Origin of the sequence: Megasphaera sp. DISK 18 (genome assembly GCF_001682955.1) — a bacterium.
Classification (GTDB): Bacteria; Bacillota; Negativicutes; order Veillonellales; family Megasphaeraceae; genus Megasphaera; species Megasphaera massiliensis.
On sequence record NZ_LUGJ01000005.1, the window covers coordinates 16,783 to 34,743 of the forward strand.

General features: G+C 54.5%; 17 protein-coding genes. 4 read left to right on the forward strand and 13 right to left on the reverse strand.

What is annotated here, in order from left to right:
• The gene (locus tag A0U42_RS00990; RefSeq protein WP_065359520.1) at positions 1-1,476 is read right to left on the reverse strand and encodes a HAMP domain-containing sensor histidine kinase; all 1,476 of its coding nucleotides are present in this window, start codon (positions 1,474-1,476) and stop codon (positions 1-3) included.
• 167 nt (positions 1,477-1,643) lie between these two features.
• Between A0U42_RS00990 and A0U42_RS00995 the strand changes: the two genes are divergently transcribed.
• A complete protein-coding gene (locus A0U42_RS00995) occupies positions 1,644-3,206 on the forward strand; it encodes a nitrite/sulfite reductase (protein ID WP_065359521.1) in 1,563 nt (520 codons plus the stop codon).
• Between the two features lie 125 nt (positions 3,207-3,331).
• Here A0U42_RS00995 and A0U42_RS01000 read toward each other — a convergent pair whose 3' ends face one another.
• A complete protein-coding gene (locus A0U42_RS01000; RefSeq protein ID WP_218055510.1) occupies positions 3,332-4,261 on the reverse strand; it encodes an NAD(P)/FAD-dependent oxidoreductase in 930 nt (309 codons plus the stop codon).
• A 24-nt stretch (positions 4,262-4,285) separates the two neighbouring features.
• On the reverse strand, positions 4,286-4,603 hold the full coding sequence (trxA, locus tag A0U42_RS01005; protein WP_062411555.1) for a thioredoxin: 318 nt from the start codon (positions 4,601-4,603) through the stop codon (positions 4,286-4,288).
• 136 nt (positions 4,604-4,739) lie between these two features.
• Here trxA and A0U42_RS01010 point away from each other — a divergent pair, with 136 nt between their 5' ends.
• Positions 4,740-5,072, forward strand: coding sequence for a helix-turn-helix domain-containing protein (locus A0U42_RS01010; RefSeq protein WP_044503483.1), 333 nt, complete (start codon positions 4,740-4,742; stop codon positions 5,070-5,072).
• Positions 5,073-5,134: 62 nt separating this feature from the next.
• On the opposite strand, the gene A0U42_RS01015 is transcribed toward A0U42_RS01010, so the two are convergent.
• Positions 5,135-6,484, reverse strand: coding sequence for an MATE family efflux transporter (locus tag A0U42_RS01015; protein WP_065359523.1), 1,350 nt, complete (start codon positions 6,482-6,484; stop codon positions 5,135-5,137).
• 192 nt (positions 6,485-6,676) lie between these two features.
• On the opposite strand from A0U42_RS01015, the gene A0U42_RS01020 reads away from it, so the two are divergent.
• A complete protein-coding gene (locus tag A0U42_RS01020) occupies positions 6,677-7,153 on the forward strand; it encodes a hypothetical protein (RefSeq protein WP_065359524.1) in 477 nt (158 codons plus the stop codon).
• Positions 7,154-7,358: 205 nt separating this feature from the next.
• Here A0U42_RS01020 and A0U42_RS01025 read toward each other — a convergent pair whose 3' ends face one another.
• The 7 genes from A0U42_RS01025 to A0U42_RS01055 all read right to left on the reverse strand — a co-directional run bounded on the left by A0U42_RS01025 (position 7,359) and on the right by A0U42_RS01055 (position 14,571).
• Positions 7,359-8,117 carry a DNA repair protein RecO gene (locus A0U42_RS01025; RefSeq protein WP_065359525.1) on the reverse strand — a complete coding sequence of 253 codons (759 nt, stop codon included), beginning with the start codon at positions 8,115-8,117 and terminating at the stop codon, positions 7,359-7,361.
• The gene (locus tag A0U42_RS01030; protein ID WP_065359526.1) at positions 8,107-9,456 is read right to left on the reverse strand and encodes a hemolysin family protein; all 1,350 of its coding nucleotides are present in this window, start codon (positions 9,454-9,456) and stop codon (positions 8,107-8,109) included. Before A0U42_RS01030 ends, A0U42_RS01025 begins: the two co-directional genes overlap by 11 nt.
• 12 nt (positions 9,457-9,468) lie before the next feature.
• On the reverse strand, positions 9,469-10,362 hold the full coding sequence (era, locus tag A0U42_RS01035) for a GTPase Era (RefSeq protein WP_065359527.1): 894 nt from the start codon (positions 10,360-10,362) through the stop codon (positions 9,469-9,471).
• A gap of 18 nt (positions 10,363-10,380) precedes the next feature.
• A complete protein-coding gene (gene ybeY / locus A0U42_RS01040; RefSeq protein ID WP_044503477.1) occupies positions 10,381-10,854 on the reverse strand; it encodes an rRNA maturation RNase YbeY in 474 nt (157 codons plus the stop codon).
• 47 nt (positions 10,855-10,901) lie between these two features.
• Entirely contained in the window at positions 10,902-11,804 is a 903-nt protein-coding gene (locus A0U42_RS01045; protein ID WP_065359567.1) for a PhoH family protein, read from the reverse strand.
• A 68-nt stretch (positions 11,805-11,872) separates the two neighbouring features.
• Positions 11,873-12,823: a TIGR01212 family radical SAM protein gene (locus tag A0U42_RS01050; RefSeq protein WP_065359528.1), complete on the reverse strand. Its 951-nt coding sequence runs from the start codon at positions 12,821-12,823 to the stop codon at positions 11,873-11,875.
• Positions 12,820-14,571, reverse strand: coding sequence for a B12-binding domain-containing radical SAM protein (locus tag A0U42_RS01055; RefSeq protein WP_065359529.1), 1,752 nt, complete (start codon positions 14,569-14,571; stop codon positions 12,820-12,822). Before A0U42_RS01055 ends, A0U42_RS01050 begins: the two co-directional genes overlap by 4 nt.
• Positions 14,572-14,735: 164 nt before the next feature.
• Between A0U42_RS01055 and nadE the strand changes: the two genes are divergently transcribed.
• On the forward strand, positions 14,736-16,640 hold the full coding sequence (gene nadE, locus A0U42_RS01060; protein ID WP_065359530.1) for an NAD(+) synthase: 1,905 nt from the start codon (positions 14,736-14,738) through the stop codon (positions 16,638-16,640).
• A gap of 96 nt (positions 16,641-16,736) precedes the next feature.
• Here the strand turns inward: nadE and A0U42_RS01065 are convergent, their stop codons facing one another.
• Both A0U42_RS01065 and A0U42_RS01070 read right to left on the reverse strand, forming a co-directional pair.
• The gene (locus tag A0U42_RS01065) at positions 16,737-17,291 is read right to left on the reverse strand and encodes a hypothetical protein (protein WP_065359531.1); all 555 of its coding nucleotides are present in this window, start codon (positions 17,289-17,291) and stop codon (positions 16,737-16,739) included.
• A 34-nt stretch (positions 17,292-17,325) separates the two neighbouring features.
• Positions 17,326-17,841: a hypothetical protein gene (locus tag A0U42_RS01070; RefSeq protein ID WP_065359532.1), complete on the reverse strand. Its 516-nt coding sequence runs from the start codon at positions 17,839-17,841 to the stop codon at positions 17,326-17,328.
• Between the last annotated feature and the right edge of the window lie 120 nt (positions 17,842-17,961).

Consider the following 17,961-nt stretch of genomic DNA (forward strand, 5'->3'; position numbering starts at 1 on the left):
TTATGCCTCTCCTTTCGGTAATCGAATGCAGATGGTGAGCCCCTTCGGTTCTGTATGGCGAGCCCAAATGGTGCCGCCCATGGCAAGGACAATCTGCTGCACCACAGCCAGTCCCAGACCGCTGCCCTTAGCCACATTGCTGCGGGCCTTATCGCTGCGATAAAAACTTTCAAAGATTTTCGTCAAATCAGCGTCGTCGACGCCGCGGCCGTCATCGGCAAAGGTCAAGAGCCAGCCTTGGCCGCCGTCGTCTTTGAGAGACACGTCCACCTGCCCCCGGTCTTGATCCTTGTATTTCAGGCTGTTGCTGAGGATATTTTCAAGGACCCGCTGGAACTGACTCCGGTCCAGACGTGCCTCCGCCTTATCGACGGCGGAGGTGAAACGGACAGAGAGGCCCTGCGATTCATAGAGCGGCCCTTGTTCCCCGACATAGTCGGCCACGTAGGCCCTGATGTCAACCGTCTCCCAATGGAAGGGGATCTGCCCTAAATCGAGCTTCGAAAAGAGGAACAGGGTCTGTACCAACTTTGCCATATGGCGCGACGTGTCCTGGATCATGGTCAAATAATGGCGTCTCTTTTCCGGCGTATTGGCAATACCGTCGACGATGCCGCTGGCGTAGCCTTCGATTTTCGTAAGGGGCGTCGATAAGTCGTGAGAGATGCCGGCCAAGAGTTCCTTGCGGTTCTGATCATACTTTTCCCGCGTATCCCGAGCCGAACGAAGCTGGAGCCGCATCTGTTCAAAAGACCGGCACGTATCGCCGATTTCATCGCGCGACACGATGGGCACGGGGTGGTCGAGATCCCCCTGACTGATGGCATCGGCCATGTCCCGCAACCGTTCGACGGGCTCGACGATCTGGCGGGCCATCCACCGCGACAAGGCGATGCCGACGGCAACGGTCAGCAAAATGGCCAAGACCGCCAGGACATAGAAGGCCAGTTTCAAGATTTCTTTGGAAGATAAATCGATGAATTCCGACTCGGGGTACAAGGGCACGGCGCCGGAAACGGCCAGATGGACGTCCGTATGGGGTGACACGTAATAAAAGCGCAGGCCTTCGCCGGTCCAGGAAAAGCTGGCGTGGCCTCGGGGCTCACCGTCCATCACCTGGCGGCGGAGGTAATCCCCGTCGATACCGGCTGTATCGTAGAGATCTTGTCCGTCCTTCCAAATGGACACATTGAGCCCCTGGTCCTCCAAGTGATCGGCTACCAGCAGCAAAGGCGCCAAATTACCGTCGTAGCGGTCGGAGCGGACGCGAAGGCGGCTCAGCTCGAACTGGATGGCCATATTCTGGCCGCTTTCCGGCCAAACGAAGGAAATGATACTGGTCCGGTTGATGTTGCCGAATTGAAGGCCCAGCAGGATGAAGATGCTGACGATACCCGTAAATAAGACGGGGATAAAAATCATAATGAAATTAGAAAACAAAAGCCGTTTGCGCAGCGGCCAGTCGCGTAACTGCATACCCATCACCTGTTTTTATGTAAATTTGAACCTCTCTATTTTATATCTATAGAGTAAACAAATTTGAAAGAAAATGCAATTTTTCCGGCAATTCTCTTTTTGCCCCGACCGGTAAAGTCTGTTATAATAAGACAAAAATCCATTGTTTTATAAGGGGTGGTTAAAAAATGACTCAGATTACAGCAGAAACAAAGGAAGAAATACGCAGCCGCTTCCCCCAATTCGTCGAAGCGACCAAGGCTTTTTATGCTAAGGAACTGCCGCCCGGCAAATATAAAGGCATTTCCGGTAAATTCGGCAGCTACGGCGAACGCGGTGCCAACAGCAGCATGCTGCGCCTCCGCTTCTCCGGCGGGGCTATCGACAGCGCTCACATCGCTTTTTTGAAAGAAGCCCTCGACAAATACGATACGGACCTCGTCCATTTCACGACCGGTGAAGCCCTGCAGATCCATCATCTCAACGAACAGTCCGTCCTCGACCTCTACCAGGACTGTTTCGAGAACGGCATCTACTGCATCGGCGCCGGCGGCGACAACCCGCGAAATATCACGGCCAGTCCGCTCCACGGTATCGCTCCCGGCGAATATTTCAACATGACGCCTTATATTAAGGCCGCCGCCAACTTCGTCATCAACCTCATTCCCGTCTTCAAACTGCCGCGGAAGTATAAAATCAGCTTCTCCAGCGGCCGCGACAACGAAGGCCATGCGACCTTCAAGGACCTGGGCTTCGTCGCTCGTCCGGACCACACCTTCGACGTCTACGCCGGCGGCGGCTTCGGCGTCAACGGCTCGCGCTTCGGCATCCTCATCGACGAAGGCATCGATCCCATGGACATCCCTTACTACATCTTAGGCTACGGCCGCGACGTCTACATGAAGTACGGCGACTATGAACACCGGGCCAAGAACCGGTCCCGCTTCATCCTCGATCAGCTCGGCGAAGACGCCTTCCGAAAGGCCGTCCGCGACGCTGTCGAAAAAGCCCGCAAAGAAGGCATCCCGGACTTCTCCATCGACGAAGAACCGGCCCTTGCCAAGAGCGGTGCCGATGACTCGGTCCTCGCTGACCCCCGCATCCGCAAGCAGAAACAAGAAGGCCTGTACCACGTCGAATACAAGCCTTTAGGCGGCACGCCGAAGTTGTCCGTTTTCAAAGACCTCTTAGGGCTGCTCTCGACGATAGAAGGCGCCGAAATCCGCCTCAATGCCGATGAAACGGCGTATATCATCAACTTGACGGCTGACGAAGCCCGGAAAGTTGCCGCCCTCACAGCAGGTGATACGGCGACGACGGCCTTCGAACACTCGGTCAGCTGCATCGGTGCCACCGTCTGCCAGCAGGGCCTGCGCGACTCTCACGGCATGCTGGCCGAAGTTGCCAAAACCTTGAAAGACCGCGGCGTCGACAGCCATTTCCTGCCCAAATGCCACTTCTCGGGCTGCCCGTCGAACTGTGCCGTCCAGCAGACGGCCGCCCTCGGCCTGCGCGGTGCTGCAAAAAAAGTCGGCGACGCCATGGAACCGGCCTTCAACATCTATGCCGGCGGCAGTTACGCCCTCGGAAAGGGCGTCGTCGCCGAACAGATCGGAACGATCACCTCGAAAAACCTGCCGGCTTTCTTCCTGGCCTTAAACGACGTCCTCCTCAAGGCCAACCAGCCATATGATGAATGGTATCCGGCCCATCAAGAAGAGCTCCTGACTTTGATCAACTCCTTCGAATAAGAAGGCTCCCGGAAAGAAGCCTTCACCTGAAACGCCCTGCATCTCTAATGACTGCAGGGCGTTTTTTTGCTGCAAAACGAAAAAAGGCACGCTGACTATATTTCGGTCAACGTGCCTTCCATATATTAGTGATTCAAGTAATGGTAAGCTTCCATGGCGGCAATGGCGCCGTCGGCAGCGGCCGTCACGACTTGCCGCAGCGATTTATAGCGGATATCGCCGGCGGCAAAGACGCCGGGGATGTTGGTGTGCATCTCTTCATCGGTCACGATGTAGCCGTCTTTCAAGGTCAAGACGTCGGCAAACATATCCGTCGCCGGTACGATGCCGAGGAAGACGAAGAGGCCCATGAAGCCGTCTTCTGCAGGTGCCTCGATTTTCGTCGTTTCACCGGTCTTGACGTTGCGCACCGAAAGCCACTGCAGTTTGCCGTCGCCGCCGGCATCGTCGATGACAGAATCCCAGATAAAATCCAGTTTGTCATTGGCAAAAGCCTGTTCCTGCAAGGCCGGGACGGCACGCAGTTCATGGCGGCGATGGACGACAGTGACCTTGCGGGCAAAGCGGGTCAGGAAGATGGCTTCCTGGACGGCACTGTCGCCGCCGCCGGCAACGTAGACGTCGAGGCCGCGGAAAAAGCCGGCATCACAAGTGGCACAATAGGAAATGCCATGACCGACCAGCTCAGGTTCACTGGGAATCCCTAACTGACGATGGTTGGCACCGGAGGCGATGATGACCGTACGGCCGCGATACGTATCGGATTTCCCCACCAGTTCCTTGACGTCACCGGAAAGGTTGGCTTCGACGATCGAATCGAGGGCGCGTGTAACGCCAAAGTTCTTCGCCTGCTGAGCCATACGCATGGAAAGAGACATACCGCTCTCCCCTTCCAGCATCTGGCCGGGATAGTTTTCAAGATCTGCCGTGAGCGAAATTTGACCGCCGTCCTGGCCCTTTTCGATGAGCAGGACCGACTGGTTGTTGCGGCCGGCATAGATGGCTGCCGCAAGCCCGGCCGGGCCGGCACCGAGAATCAATACATCATAAATCATGGCGTTCCCTTCTTTCATAACCACTTAGAGGAGTGCGTCGAGTTTTTCTTTCAAGGCATCGGCCGATACGGCACCGATGGCCTGGTCAACGACCTTGCCGTCTTTGATGAAGACGAAGTTCGGAATGCTCATGACCTGGTAATCCTTCGCCAACTGCGGTTCGGCATCGGTGTTGACCTTGCCGATTTTGATTTTGCCGGCATATTCTTCGGCAAAGTTAGCGACGACAGGGCCCATCATCTGGCACGGGCCGCACCAGTCGGCATAAAAGTCGATCATGACCGGTTCTTTGCTTTCTAAGACTTCTTGCTGAAAATTATCCGATGTGAATTTGTATTCCATGAGGAAGACCACCTTTCTGTAAATGACTTGATTTTTTCTTTTGATACGTATATTATACATGGTATGTAAAACTTATCAAGTACGAAGTTTTTTTGGAGGTAGTACGAAAAAACGGACTACGAAAGGAAAGAATACCATGAATCACGAATCGATCTGCGAAAATATCGCCGGCCAGGGCTGCGGCTTAAAAAAGGTCTTAAATATCATCGGCGGCAAGTGGAAAATCCTCTTGCTCTGCGTCATCGACGACAAGGGCGTCATGCGCTACGGCGAACTGCGCCGCGCCGTCTACGGCATCACCAATACGATGCTGGCCCAATCCTTAAAAGAAATGGAAGAAGACGGCCTCATCGAACGCAAACAGTACCGTGAAATGCCGGTCCGCGTCGAATACTCCCTGACCGAAAAAGCCCACTCCATGATTCCCATCCTGCTGGAATTGAAGCACTGGGGTGAAAAACATCTCTAACCGAAAAGAATCCCGCCTCCTAAAAGAGAGACGGGATTTTTTATGCCCGAGGACGACAGGGTCTATTCGATTACGCAGCGCCTTTTATTCTTCATGGAGTGCATGACCCAATAGTAGGAACCGCCCGTAAACAAGGCCGCCATGACCCAGCAAATCGGACTGGCACAGCAAATGCCGAAGTAGCCCCACATCGAAGCCAATACCAAGGCCGACACGCTGCGGCCGCTGAGTTCTAACAGGCTGCTGATCAAAGGCACGCTGGAAATGCCCATTCCCTGAAGGGCATTGCGGTAGACAAAGATTTGTCCCAAAAAAATATAGAACGGGACCGACATCTTTAAATAAAGGAGGGCCTGTTCCATGAGGATATCATCGTGAACGGTCGTGAACAAGGCGATGACGTTGCGGCCGTAAAAGTACATGGCAACAGCCGCTGCCGCGCAGAAGGCCAGGGAGACCAGGGAACATTGACGGACACCCATACGGATGCGGTCAAACTTACCGGCGCCGTAGTTCTGCGCCGAATAGACGGCCATGGCAATGCCGAAGGAAATCATGGGCTGCAGGGCCAACTGTTCGATTTTCGTCGCCGATACGAAGCCGGCAATCGTCTCCGGTCCGAAGGTATTGCAGACCGATTGGAGGATCAAGATTCCCATGGAAATGATGAGGAACTGGACCGCCATGGGAAGGCCCAGGCGCAGGTGCTGCCAGGCAAAGGCCCAATCAAACTTCCAGTCATAGCGGGTCAGGCGAAGCATGGGAAACCGCTTTTTCATAAAGGCAAAGCACAAGACGGCTGACACGCCCTGGGCGATGACCAAGGCGATGGCCGATCCCGGTACACCCCAGCCGAAGACGACGATGAACAAGAGGGCCAGGGCGATGTTCAAAAGGGACGATACGATGAGAAAATAAAGGGGCGTCCGACTGTCCCCCAGGGCCCGGCAGATGCTGGACAAGAGGTTATAGGCCATCATCGCCATGAGTCCCAGAACGATGATGATCATGTAGTGGTAGGCATCGTCATAGAGGACACCGGATATGTTCATGACCCGCAGGATAAGGGGCATGGCCAGGCTGACACCGGCCGTAACCATGAGGGTAATGACAAAGGCCAGCATCGTCGATGTCGCCACAGAACGGCGCAGGCCTTCCATGTCTTTGGCGCCGAAGCGCTGGCCGACGATGACCGAAAAACCGGCCGACAGACCGATGGTCACGCCAAAAACGGACATATATACAGGGGCGACGGCGCCGACAGCCGCTAAAGCATTGACGCCGATCGTCCGGCCGACGATGATGATGTCGGCAATATTATAGAATTGCTGGAAGACGTTGCCGATCAATAAGGGCACGGTAAAGGCCAGGATCAGCCCGATCGGGTTGCCGGAAGTCATACTGCGAACCATGGAATCATCCTCTCTTTGCAGTACACAGAACCTAAAGTGAAATAGTTTTATTATACCACCTTATTCAGGAAAAACAAGGTCTAATTTGGTTTTAACAGGAGAACATCTTCCCTTAATTGTATTCTCAGAGTGGACGTGTACAATAGAGGCAATGACAGCTCGTCACACCATTCAATTCACGGAGGTGTCGTCATGACCCTAAAAGCATTTTCCCCGATCCCCTCCTGGCTGCCGCCTTTTTCGACGGTCCCCCGAGGCCAGTTGATCACCCTCTATGCCTGCAACGGAAAAGCCCCTTTCGGGACCGTTGCCACCGACGAAGACCAGCTCGTCTGGCAGCCCTCCCCGTCGGGCAAGGCCGTCACTAAGGCCTTAGACCTCATGAAAGAATACAATAAAATCGCCGTCGTCGAAGGCTTTCGCATCATGCCCGACCGCATCCAAATCTTTATTCGCTACCGAAAGTACCACAAACGCCTGCCCGCGTGGTTCATCCGGCGCTTAAAAAATTTTCTGGCCGGTCACATCACCGGCGGGAAGCTCCCGTCGTCGCCGATATGGAAAAAAGGAGCCCATACCCAGTTAGTCTATGGCGATATGGCCCGGCAGGCCGTCGTAGAAAGCCTGCACGATGAGCTCCATCATTGGAAATATAAAGGCTGTCCCTGATGGACCCGGTACGCCAAAACTACGGCTTCATCGCCCCATCGCCGGCGGCCACGGAACCAGGCATCCTTCCCTCTTTCTTACGGAAATCATACTTCTATATATCCCGGACTGTCATTTTTTGAAGGAAGCCTCCGAAGGGCAGGGCCCGATCCGTTTCCGGAGATGCAAAAAAGAGTCCGAAAGGCGTTCAGTTCTTTCGGGCTCTTTACGGCTGCGGCGGCAGGCCGGTTTTCAATAAGTCCGGCGTTTTCATCTGCCCCTCGCTGCACTGGTTGACGTAGTTATAGAGCAGGGCTTCTAAAAAATTCAGGTCTCCCCTGCGCAGATTTATTTTTTCGTCCGTCCCCCAAGGATATCGGATAAGGGTCTGCCACGTTTGGCGCACAGCCGGCGTAAGCGGCAGTTCGGCCATGTCGCCCCGATTCTGGTAGTCGATGTAGTAAACGGGCTGGTCACAGTAACCCCGGCCGCGGTAAAAGATGCGGGCCTCGTCCGTTTCCGGCAGAAAGCCCGTCAGCGCCAGGAGCTGCCAGCCGGCGATGAGGGTGACGATGCGGACGTCTTTCACTTCGATGGACCGTCCGTAGAGGCGGACCAAGCGGTACAGTTCTTCATCTTTTTCTCCGCTCGCCGTGAGAAGGAGGACCATTTCGACGAAAATCTGGGAATAGACGTAGCCGTCCCAGGTCAGGTCGCGAAGGCGCCGATTGGCACGGCAGTCGTACTCGGTCAAGGTGTGGACGCCGTCCTTTTCAAAGACGTCGAAGGAAATCTCCGCCAAAGGCGCCAAGGCACCGTAGCCCATCTTGCCCTGGGTACTGCGCCGGGCCAGGACGTGGAGAATCCCTTCCTGGTGCGTCAAAACGGTCAGGACCAGTTGTTTGGCACTCGTCTTTTTGACGGCCAGGATGATGCCGTCGTAAGGTCGTGACGGCCGCTGACCGAAGGATCGATTAGTCGCCATGGCTGTCACCGTCCCCTTCCCCCGGCCCGGCGTCTGCTACGGGCGGCGGCGGAATGGGAACGGCCTTGAGGCGAACGATGCGGAAGCGCTGCATTTCAAGGACCTCAAAGCGGTAGTTTCCAATGGTGACTTCGTCGTGAACAATCGGTGTATGGCCTAAGGCATTAAAGACGTAGCCGCCGATCGTATCGGTATCGACGTCCTCTTCGACGGGGATGTGCAGCAGCTCTTCGACGTCGTCGAGGAGGACCGTCCCGGCAAATTCATAGGCTCCGTCGGGCAGGGGCTGGATTTCTTCTTTTTCATGGGTGTGCTCATTCTGAATGGCGCCGACCAGTTCTTCTAAGATGTCTTCCAGGCCGATGAGGCCGACGGTGCTGCCGTATTCATCGACGACCATGGCCAGGTAGGTCCGGCGCATGCGCATGAGCTGGAGCAGCTTCGACGCCGGCATGATTTCCGGAATGGTCAGGATCGGCCGCTTGATGAGGTTGAGGTTGCTGCGCTTATGGATATAGAGATCCATAATGTCCTTGATGTGGACCAGGCCCAGTATATGGTCCTTGTCGTCTTCACACAAGGGGTACCGCGTGTGCCGCGACTGGCGGATGGTCTGCAGATGCTGGTGCATCGTCTCTTCCGTATAGAGACAGACGATATCCTGACGGGGCACCATGATTTCTTTCGCTAAGAGGTCGGCAAAGTCGAAGACGTTGCCGATGAGTTCGCTTTCGACCTGGTCGATCTTCCCTTCTTTATGGCTGGCCGTAATAAGCATCCGGATTTCATCTTCCGAATGAGCCAAGTCGATTTCGTTGGTGACGTCGAGGCCGCGGTCGGCCAAGATGAGCCGCCCCAGACCGTTGCCGAAGACGATGAAGGGCAAGAGCGGATGGCTCCAGGGATGGATGAGGCGGTGGACCATGCGCAGGCTCTTTTCCGGCCGCTGGAGGCCGACGGATTTCGGGATCAGTTCGCCAAAGACCCAGAGAATAAAGCAGAGGATGACGGCCACGACGACGTCGATGAGCCATAAGATCCAGACGTGACCGACATAGGGCTCGAGGAGGCCGTAAAGGCTGTAGAGGATGCAGAATCCGGCAGCCCCGGCAATGAGGCCCGACAAGGCCATGCCGAGCTGGGCCGTCGCTAGGAAGATAATGGGCTTATCGTAGAGAGACAGCAAGGGCCTTAAGGATACGTCGCCGTCGCGGATGAGTTCTTCCAAATATTCCCTGCGCAGCTGGGCAAAGGCGAACTTCCCCGTAACGCAGACGGCGCTGATGATCAGGCAGATCAGAAAAACAAGAAAACATTGGACGATGAGTTGTGCTTCCATCTTGCCGGCCCCCTACTCGTTTTTATAGCCGAATTCGCTGAGGGCTGCCGCCTTGTTGCGCCAGTCCCGCTTGACCTTGACCCAGATGTCGAGGTAGACCGAAGAACCGAGGAGGTTTTCGATTTCCTGACGGGCCAGGTTGCCGATTTCTTTCAGGACGGCCCCGTTCTTGCCGATGACGATGCGCTTTTGCGAATCCCGTTCGACGTATACCGTGACCCGGATATAGACCTTATGGTTGCCCCGGTCTTTCATTTCTTCCGTAAAGACGGCGATGGCGTGGGGCACTTCGTCGCGGGTGCAGCGGAACAGTTTTTCCCGGACGATTTCGGCCACCAAGAGCCGTTCGGGCTGGTCGGTAATCATGTCGTCCGGGAAGTATTTCGGTCCTTCCGGCAAGATCTTGCGTAGTTCTTCGACGACGGCGTCGACGTTGTCTCCGTTTAAGGCCGAAATGGGAATGACCTGGGCAAAGGGATAGAGTTCGGCGTATTCGGTAATCTTGGTCAGGATTTCTTCCTTACTCATGAGGTCGACTTTATTGATGATTAAGAAGACGGGAACGCCTGTATCCTTGATTTTTTCGAGGACGAATAAGTCACCGGGCCCCTTCTTTTCATTGCCCGAGATGAGGAACAGGACGGCGTCGATATCGCGCAGGGACTGGTAGGCCGCTTCATCCATGAATTCCCCGAGCTTATGCTTGGGCTTGTGGATCCCCGGCGTGTCGAGGAAGACGATCTGACAAGCCTCGTCCGTATGGATGCAGAGGATGCGGTTGCGCGTCGTCTGAGCCTTATCGGAGACGATCGAGACTTTATGCTTGATAATGCGGTTGATAAGGGTCGATTTACCGACGTTGGGGCGGCCGACGACGGCGACGAATCCCGATTTAAACGATTCCATAACGATAATAGGTCCTCCTTATAATTCTTCGCCTTGGCGGACGTAATCCAGGCGCTGTAAGATAAATTCTTCTTCTTTGCGCATTTCGGCCTTGTCTTCCGGTTCCATGTGGTCGTAGCCTAAGATGTGCAGCATGCCGTGAATGGTGAGGTAAGCCAGTTCCCGTTCGAAGGAATGGCCGTACTCGTCGGCTTGTTCCTGTACTTTTTCAAGGGAAATGATGATATCCCCCAAAAGGGCCGTATCCGGGCCTTCATAGCCGTCTTCTTCGCCTTCGTTTAAGGCAAAGGACAGGACGTCCGTCGGCCGGTCGATGTTGCGGTACTGTTTATTCAAGGCGTGGATGTAGTCGTTGTGGCACAAGAGAATGCTGATTTCGGCATTCGGTCCGAGACCGTAAACCAAGGCCGCTTCTTCACAGACCCGTTCGATAACTTTTTCATAGTCTTCCTGTTCGAATGAAGGATCTTCATAGTTGATGTTGATATGCACGAGTGGTACCCCCTTTGATACAGTGTCCCCCTGTCCTTTCGGGCAGATCATTTATCTTTATAATAATTTTCATAGGCTCTGATAATACGGCCGACCATGTCGTGGCGGACGACGTCTTCGTCGCTGAAGTGGACCATGCCGACGCCCTTGACGCCGTCGAGGATTTTTTCAGCCTCTGTAAGGCCCGACATGCGGCGGTCGACGAGGTCGATCTGGGTGGCATCGCCGTTGACGACGACCCGCGAATGGTTGCCCATACGAGTGAGGAACATCTTCATCTGTTCCCGCGTCGTATTCTGGGCTTCGTCGAGGATGATGAACGATTCTTCTAAGGTCCGGCCGCGCATATATGCCAAGGGTGCCACTTCGATGATGTTGCGCTCGATGAGCTTTTGGAACTGGTCATAGCCGAACATATCGGCCAAGGCGTCGTATAAAGGGCGCAGGTACGGGTCGATTTTTTCCTGCAGGTCCCCGGGCAGAAAGCCCAGCTTTTCGCCGGCTTCGACGGCCGGACGGGTCAGGATGATGCGTTCGACTTCACGATTCTTGAGGTAAAAAGCAGCCAGGGCTACGGCCAGATAGGTCTTCCCCGTACCGGCAGGGCCGATGCCGAAGGTGACCAGGTTCTTTCGGATGGAATCGACGTAGCGTTTCTGTCCCAGTGTCTTGGGCTTGATCAGGCGGTGGCGGGCGGAAATGCCGACCGTATCTTCATAGAGGGCGTGCAGCTCTTCGCCCCTCCCGGCTTTGATGAGGCCCGCTGAGTAGCGGACGTGCTGCGTCGTGAGATAGGTATTTTCCCGGAACAGGTAGCGCAGGGCGCCGAAGACGTCCAGGACTTGTTCGACTTCCTGCTCACTGCCGACGATCATGGCCGTGTCGCCGCGGACGGCAATGCGGCAGTCCGGAAATTCACGCTGCATCGTCTTTAAAAATTCATCTTTCATGCCCAGGACGGCCCGGGCTTCACGCAAATCGGAAAATTGCAGTTTCTTTTCTACCAAAATAATCTCCTTTATGTCATGAATTTACGGACAGCTTTGCCGTGCAGATAGTTGCACAAGGCGCCTTGACGGGTGTCACGGCGTTCTAAGGCTTCGTCGATCATATCGCGGATGCGCCACCAGCCCATGCCCCAGTTGGCAAAATCCGTCGCCTCTTTCGGCGCCCTGCCGATGAGGCGCTGGAAGATGATGTCCGGCCGGCTGTATTCGAGGAAGGCTACGACACGGCGGACGTACTCTTCGCAGGTGAAAAGGCTGATTTCGCCCTTGGCGTACCATTCGGCCATGGCCGTATTCTTTATGATGTACAGGGCGTGGAGCTTGACTTCATCCGTACCGGCAGCCGACACGAGTTTGGCCGTTTCGATCGTATCTTCCATCGTATCCCAAGGGAGGTCCAAGATGACGTGGGTGCAGACCCGGAAAGGGTAATCGCGGAGCATCATCATGGCATCGACGTATTCTGCCGTCGTATGGCCGCGGTTGATCTTGGTCAAGGTCTTGTAGTTGGCCGTCTGGAGGCCCAGCTCGACGAGGATGTCGACGCCGTACTGATGCTTTACGTCGGCCATGATGTCAAGATAGGTTTCATTGAGGCAGTCCGGCCGGGTGGCAATGGCCAGGCCTACGATATCGGGCCGGCAGGCCGCCGTCAGGAAGTCCCGGAAACGGTCGGGCGGCAGGTAGGTATTGGTAAAATTCTGAAAGTAGGCGATGAATTTATTGGCCTTGTATTTGGGCTTGATATGGGCCATATTCTGCTCGATCTGCTGTTCGATGGTCACCGAGGCCGGCAGGTTTTCATAGCCGGCACCGATGGAGCCGCAGAAGGCACAGCCCCGGACGCCCAGGGTACCGTCGCGGTTGGGACAGGTATCGGGGATGCTGATGGGCAGCTTATATACTTTTTCTCCGTAAGTTTCTTTTAAATAGGTCGAATAGACACGGTAGCGTTCGTTCACAAAGTCTCTCCTTTTGCCGGAATGACGAACCAGTCGGCCCGTTCTTTCTTCTTCTCGGCAATGATATAGGCCGGGCCGTCGGGAACCGTCCCGTACCGGCTCAGTTCAGCCTTCATGGCCTGACTGACAGGCCAGATATAGTAGCGCATCTTGATGTCGCGCCAGTTCGTAAATCGATAGTTGGGAATATAGCGGCAGAGCCAATCTTCATGGCGGAAGATGTGGTCGGTCTCACGGCGCGCTGCCGGCTGCCAGCCGAGGAAATCGGGATGAAGGCGGAAGCGGAAAAAGGTCAGCATATCGAGGGCCAAGAGTTCTTTGGCCAGAGCCTTTTGATCCTCCGCAAGATCCAGTATATCCTCCAGGCAATGGCCGAGGAAACGGCACAGCGTATCGTCAGACAGGGCCTTTTGGTCATTATGAAGGACAAGCCACTCATCTGTCAAGACTTCATAGAGCTTCATGTAATCCGGAGCATACCGGCGGCCCAGAAAGGACAAGAGATACGTAAACTTTCCCGAGTTATACGTCCGCTCGAAGACGTCTTCAAAGACCTTCAAATAGGCCACCTTTTCATAAGGAAGCCAGGTCGTGGCCAGTACTTCGTAAGGCCCTTTCGGGTCGTAGCGGTAATCATCAGGATAGTCGCGGCGAATGCCCGAGCCCTTGAGGAGCTTTAAAAAGCCGATTTGCAGCTTATGGGGCCGCAGGGCATAGATGTCGTTGAAAGATTGGCGCAGGTGATCATAGTCTTCATAGGGCAGGCCGACGATGAGGTCGAGGTGAAGGTGCATCGTATCGAGGGCGACGAGGCGCTCCATGATATGCGTGATCCGCGGCCAGTCGTTATGGCGGCGGATGGCCTTCAATGTCGGTTCATACGTCGTCTGAATGCCCATTTCCAATTGAATGCGTCCCTTCGGGGCCTTGGCCAGTAAATCGATGTCGTCGTCGGTCAAGACAGCCGGTTCGATTTCTAAATGAAAGTTGACCGGTTTCTCGACACCGATCATATATTCCACTAAAGGCCGATGATGGCTAGGATTGCAGTTAAAGGTCCGGTCGACGAATTTCACCTGGGACACGCCGGCGTCGACGAAGGTCTGCAGTTCCTGTAAGACCAGCGAGACCGAGCGGAAGCGGACGCGGTCGTTCATGCCCGACAGGCAGTACTGGCAGTGAAAGGGGCATCCCCTCGAGCTTTCGTAGTACATGATGCGGTGGTCGAGGTCGCGAAAATCCTGATTTTCATAGGGGAAGGGCAGGCTGTCGAGGTCGTCGATTTCCTGAAAGGTTTCATCGCCTTTGATGTCCCCGTCGACGCGGCCGAGGACGCCGGGAATATCCGTCCCGTCTTCCCCCTTTTCGAGAGCCGTCAGGAAATCCGGCACCATGATTTCCCCTTCGCCTTGGAGGACGTAGTCGATATCCGGGCAGTCAAGAAGGACCTGGCGGGCCGTATAGGAGACTTCGGGACCGCCGACGAAGATCTTCGTTTCGGGGAAGACGCTTTTGACTAAGGTGATGATATGGCAGGTCATTTCAATATTCCAGATATAACAGGAAAAGCCGATGACGTCGGCTTTAAAGGCTGCTATGTGACGCAGGATGTCGTAGGGATTTTGATTGATCGTATATTCAGCCGCATCGACGGCGACGCCTCGATGAGCGCAGGCCGTCGTCAGGCAGCGAATGGCCAGGGACGACTGAATAAATTTCGCATTCAAAATGGTGAGCAGCGTTTTCATGAAAGACCTTCCTTCAATCTTGATAATACATTAAGTATACCGCAAGGACGCCATTCTGTCATGTTTTTTTCGCCGACCGCAGGCGGCCAACCTTTTCGCAGCTACCGTTTTATGATAAGATGAGGTAGTATATAGATTCTCACCTATGAAAAGGAGGCTTTTCCTTGTTTAAAATAGCACTCGCCCAGACCCGGGTCTATCCCGGCAATCCTCGGCAGAACGCGGCGGTCATGAAGGACTTCATCGCCAAGGCCAAGGCAGCCCGCTGTGACATCGTCGTCTTCCCGGAACTTGCCATTCCCGGCTACTTCATCGGCGACATCTGGGACCAGCCCGATTACATCGACGAATGCGTCCGCTTCGGCGAAGAAATCCGCGACCTGTCTCAGGGCATGGCCATCATCTTCGGCAACGTAGCCAAAGAAACGGACCGGGTCAACCTCGACGGCCGGACGCGAAAATATAACGCCATGTTCATCGCCTACAACGGCCAATGGCTGTCCCCTGCCCGTTCGCCCTACCCCTTCTACATCAAGACCCTCCTTCCCAATTACCGGGAATTCAGCGACATCCGCTACTTTACGTCCCTTATCGAAGTCGCCCAGGAACGGCACGCCTTCCCGGAAGACTTCTTGTCGCCGGTCCAGATTTCCTTTGACGACGGCCGCAAGTTCCGCATCGGACCCCTCATCTGCGAAGACAGCTGGGATGAAAACTATCCTTTCAAACCGATGCACTATTTAGGCAAGATGTACGATATCGACTTATTCGTCAATATTTCAAACTCGCCCTTTACCTTAGGAAAAACCCAGCGCCGCCACCGCCTCTTCGGCCAGGCCATCGACAAGATTCACTGCCCGGCGGTCTACGTCAACTGTACGGGCATCCAGAACAACGGCAAGAACATCTATACCTTTGACGGCGCCAGCAGCACCTACCAAAAAGACGGCAGCCACCACAGCGCCTGCAAGCCCTTTACGGAAGAGCTCCTCCTCGTCGACTTTGACGAAACGACGCAGACCTTTACGTCTCCATCTCAGGTGCAGCCGGAAAAGTCCCAGATCGAAGATATTTACGACAGCCTCCACTACGGCCTCAAGCACTTCATGGATGCCATCGGTGTCCATAAAGTCGTCATCGGCGTATCGGGCGGCATCGATTCGGCCGTCAACGCCGCCCTCTATGCGACGGTCCTGCCGCCGGAGGACATCCTCTTGGTCAACATGCCCAGCTGCTACAATTCGGACACGACCAAGAGCCTGGCCAAAGAACTGGCCGACAACATCGGCTGCCTGTATACGGTCATCCCCGTCCAGGACAGCCTGGAGCTGACGCGCAGGCAGTTCAGGGAAACCGTCCTCCATCAGGGCGAAAAGGAAAAGGGAAGCCTCGCCTTGACCAGCTTCATCGAAGAAAACATCCAGGCCCGGGACCGCTCGAGCCGTATCTTGGCCGCTGCGGCAGCCTCCTTTGGCGGCGTCTTCACGTGCAACGCCAATAAGGCCGAAACGTCTGTCGGCTATGCCACCCTCTACGGCGACAGCGCCGGCTATTTAGCCGCCACGGCTGACCTCTGGAAGCATCAGGTCTACGAACTGGCCCACTACCTCAACGACGAGGTCTTCGGCCGCCAAATCGTCCCTCAGGGCAGCATCGACATCGTCCCCAGCGCCGAACTGTCGAACAAGCAGGATATCACCAAGGGACAGGGCGACCCCCTCATCTATCCCTATCACGACTACCTCTTCGCCGCCTTCGTCGAACGCTGGCAAAGGGCTACGCCCGAATCGATCCTTACCTGGTACCTCGACGGGACCCTGGAAAAGAACATCGGCTGCGCTGTCGACGTCCACCAATTATTTCCGACAGCCAGGGAATTCATCGACGACCTCGAACGGTGGTGGCGTCTCCTCTCGGGATTTGCCGTTGCCAAACGGATCCAGAGCCCGCCCATTCTTTCCATCAGCCGCCGCCCCTTCGGCAACGACCTGCGCGAAGCCCAGCTGACACCGTACTATACGACCCGCTACTTAGAATTGAAAGAACGGATTCTGTCCGATAAGGCCTGACGCCTTCTCATCGAAAAGGACTACTGATTCATCCTCGTGAATCGGTAGTCCTTTTTCTATGGCCTGTTATGTCGTTATGGATCCTGTCTTACCGGATCATTCCTTAAAAGAATGCTGATTGTCCGGCGTCATGGCTTTTAAAAGATCTTCTTTCGAGCGTTTCTTAAAGTCTTCTACTTCGCCCTTTTCGGCCTTATGGAGCTGTACCGTTACCTGTTCATCCTGATGGGAATAGTCTTTAAAGGACAGTTCCAGCGTTCCGTCCTTCTCTACATAGGTGAAGGTCAGGGGATTTTCCGTCGTCGTCGTAAGGACGTCGTCTTTTTCCGTCGCCTTGAGGTTCATTTCCTTCATCGTCGTCCATTCATACTGCTGATTGTCATCATTGACGATGCTGTCGATCAAACCCGGATCGGGGATGTCCTTTAATTCCCAATTGCTCCGGTCCAAACTGACCGTATACCCATTGTCGGTCTTTTCAATCTTGACGTCGTAGACGCAGTCCATTTCCTTCGGGAAACCCGTTTTACCATATCCGATCCATTCACCGGCAAAGTGTTCTGTATTGCCGCAGCCGCCGATAAAGGCGACCACAAAGATGCTGACCGCTGTAAGAACAGCCCATTTCATGAATTTTGACAGAGAACTCATTCGATTACCTCCTTAGGTTGTAACATCGGTGGCCTTACTCGGTGAAGGAGAAGTTTCTCCCCAATTTATTCAACTTGTCCAGCAGTTCTTCTTTTTGACGATTTTTAAAGGAATCCAAGTCACCGGCTGCGTCTTTGCTCTTTTGCAGGGTAATGATGGAATCGCCGGTCTTATACTGGAGTTCTTCTTTTTCTTCGTTATAGGTCAGGGATGCCTGGGTATTGCCCGAAATTTTCAATACCTCGTTTTGGAGATTCCCCGTCAGTTTTTCCGTTTCATTCTGCCAACTGTAGGACGCACTGCTGCCGCTTATGCTTTCCTTGGCATTCCAATAGGAGCGGGTCTGTTCGATGGTATAACCGTTGCCATTGCCGTCTTTCTCAATCTTTAAATCATAAAAGCAGTCAAAATCGGTCTGGTTGTAGCGCCCGGTACCGGTCCATTCGCCGGCAAATTTGTCGGAACTGCCGCAGCCGCCGAGGACGACCATCGCCAAAAGGCTGACTGCCAGGACGACGGCCAATTTCATAAATCGTGAGAATACATTCATATTGTTGCCTCCTTTTTTACCACCATAAAACGCTATAAGGACTCTTCCCGCCAAGGGAAAAGGCTTTCACTATTTAAATCGTGCCGACAGTGATTCATGCCGGTGAAAGGAAAACAGCTG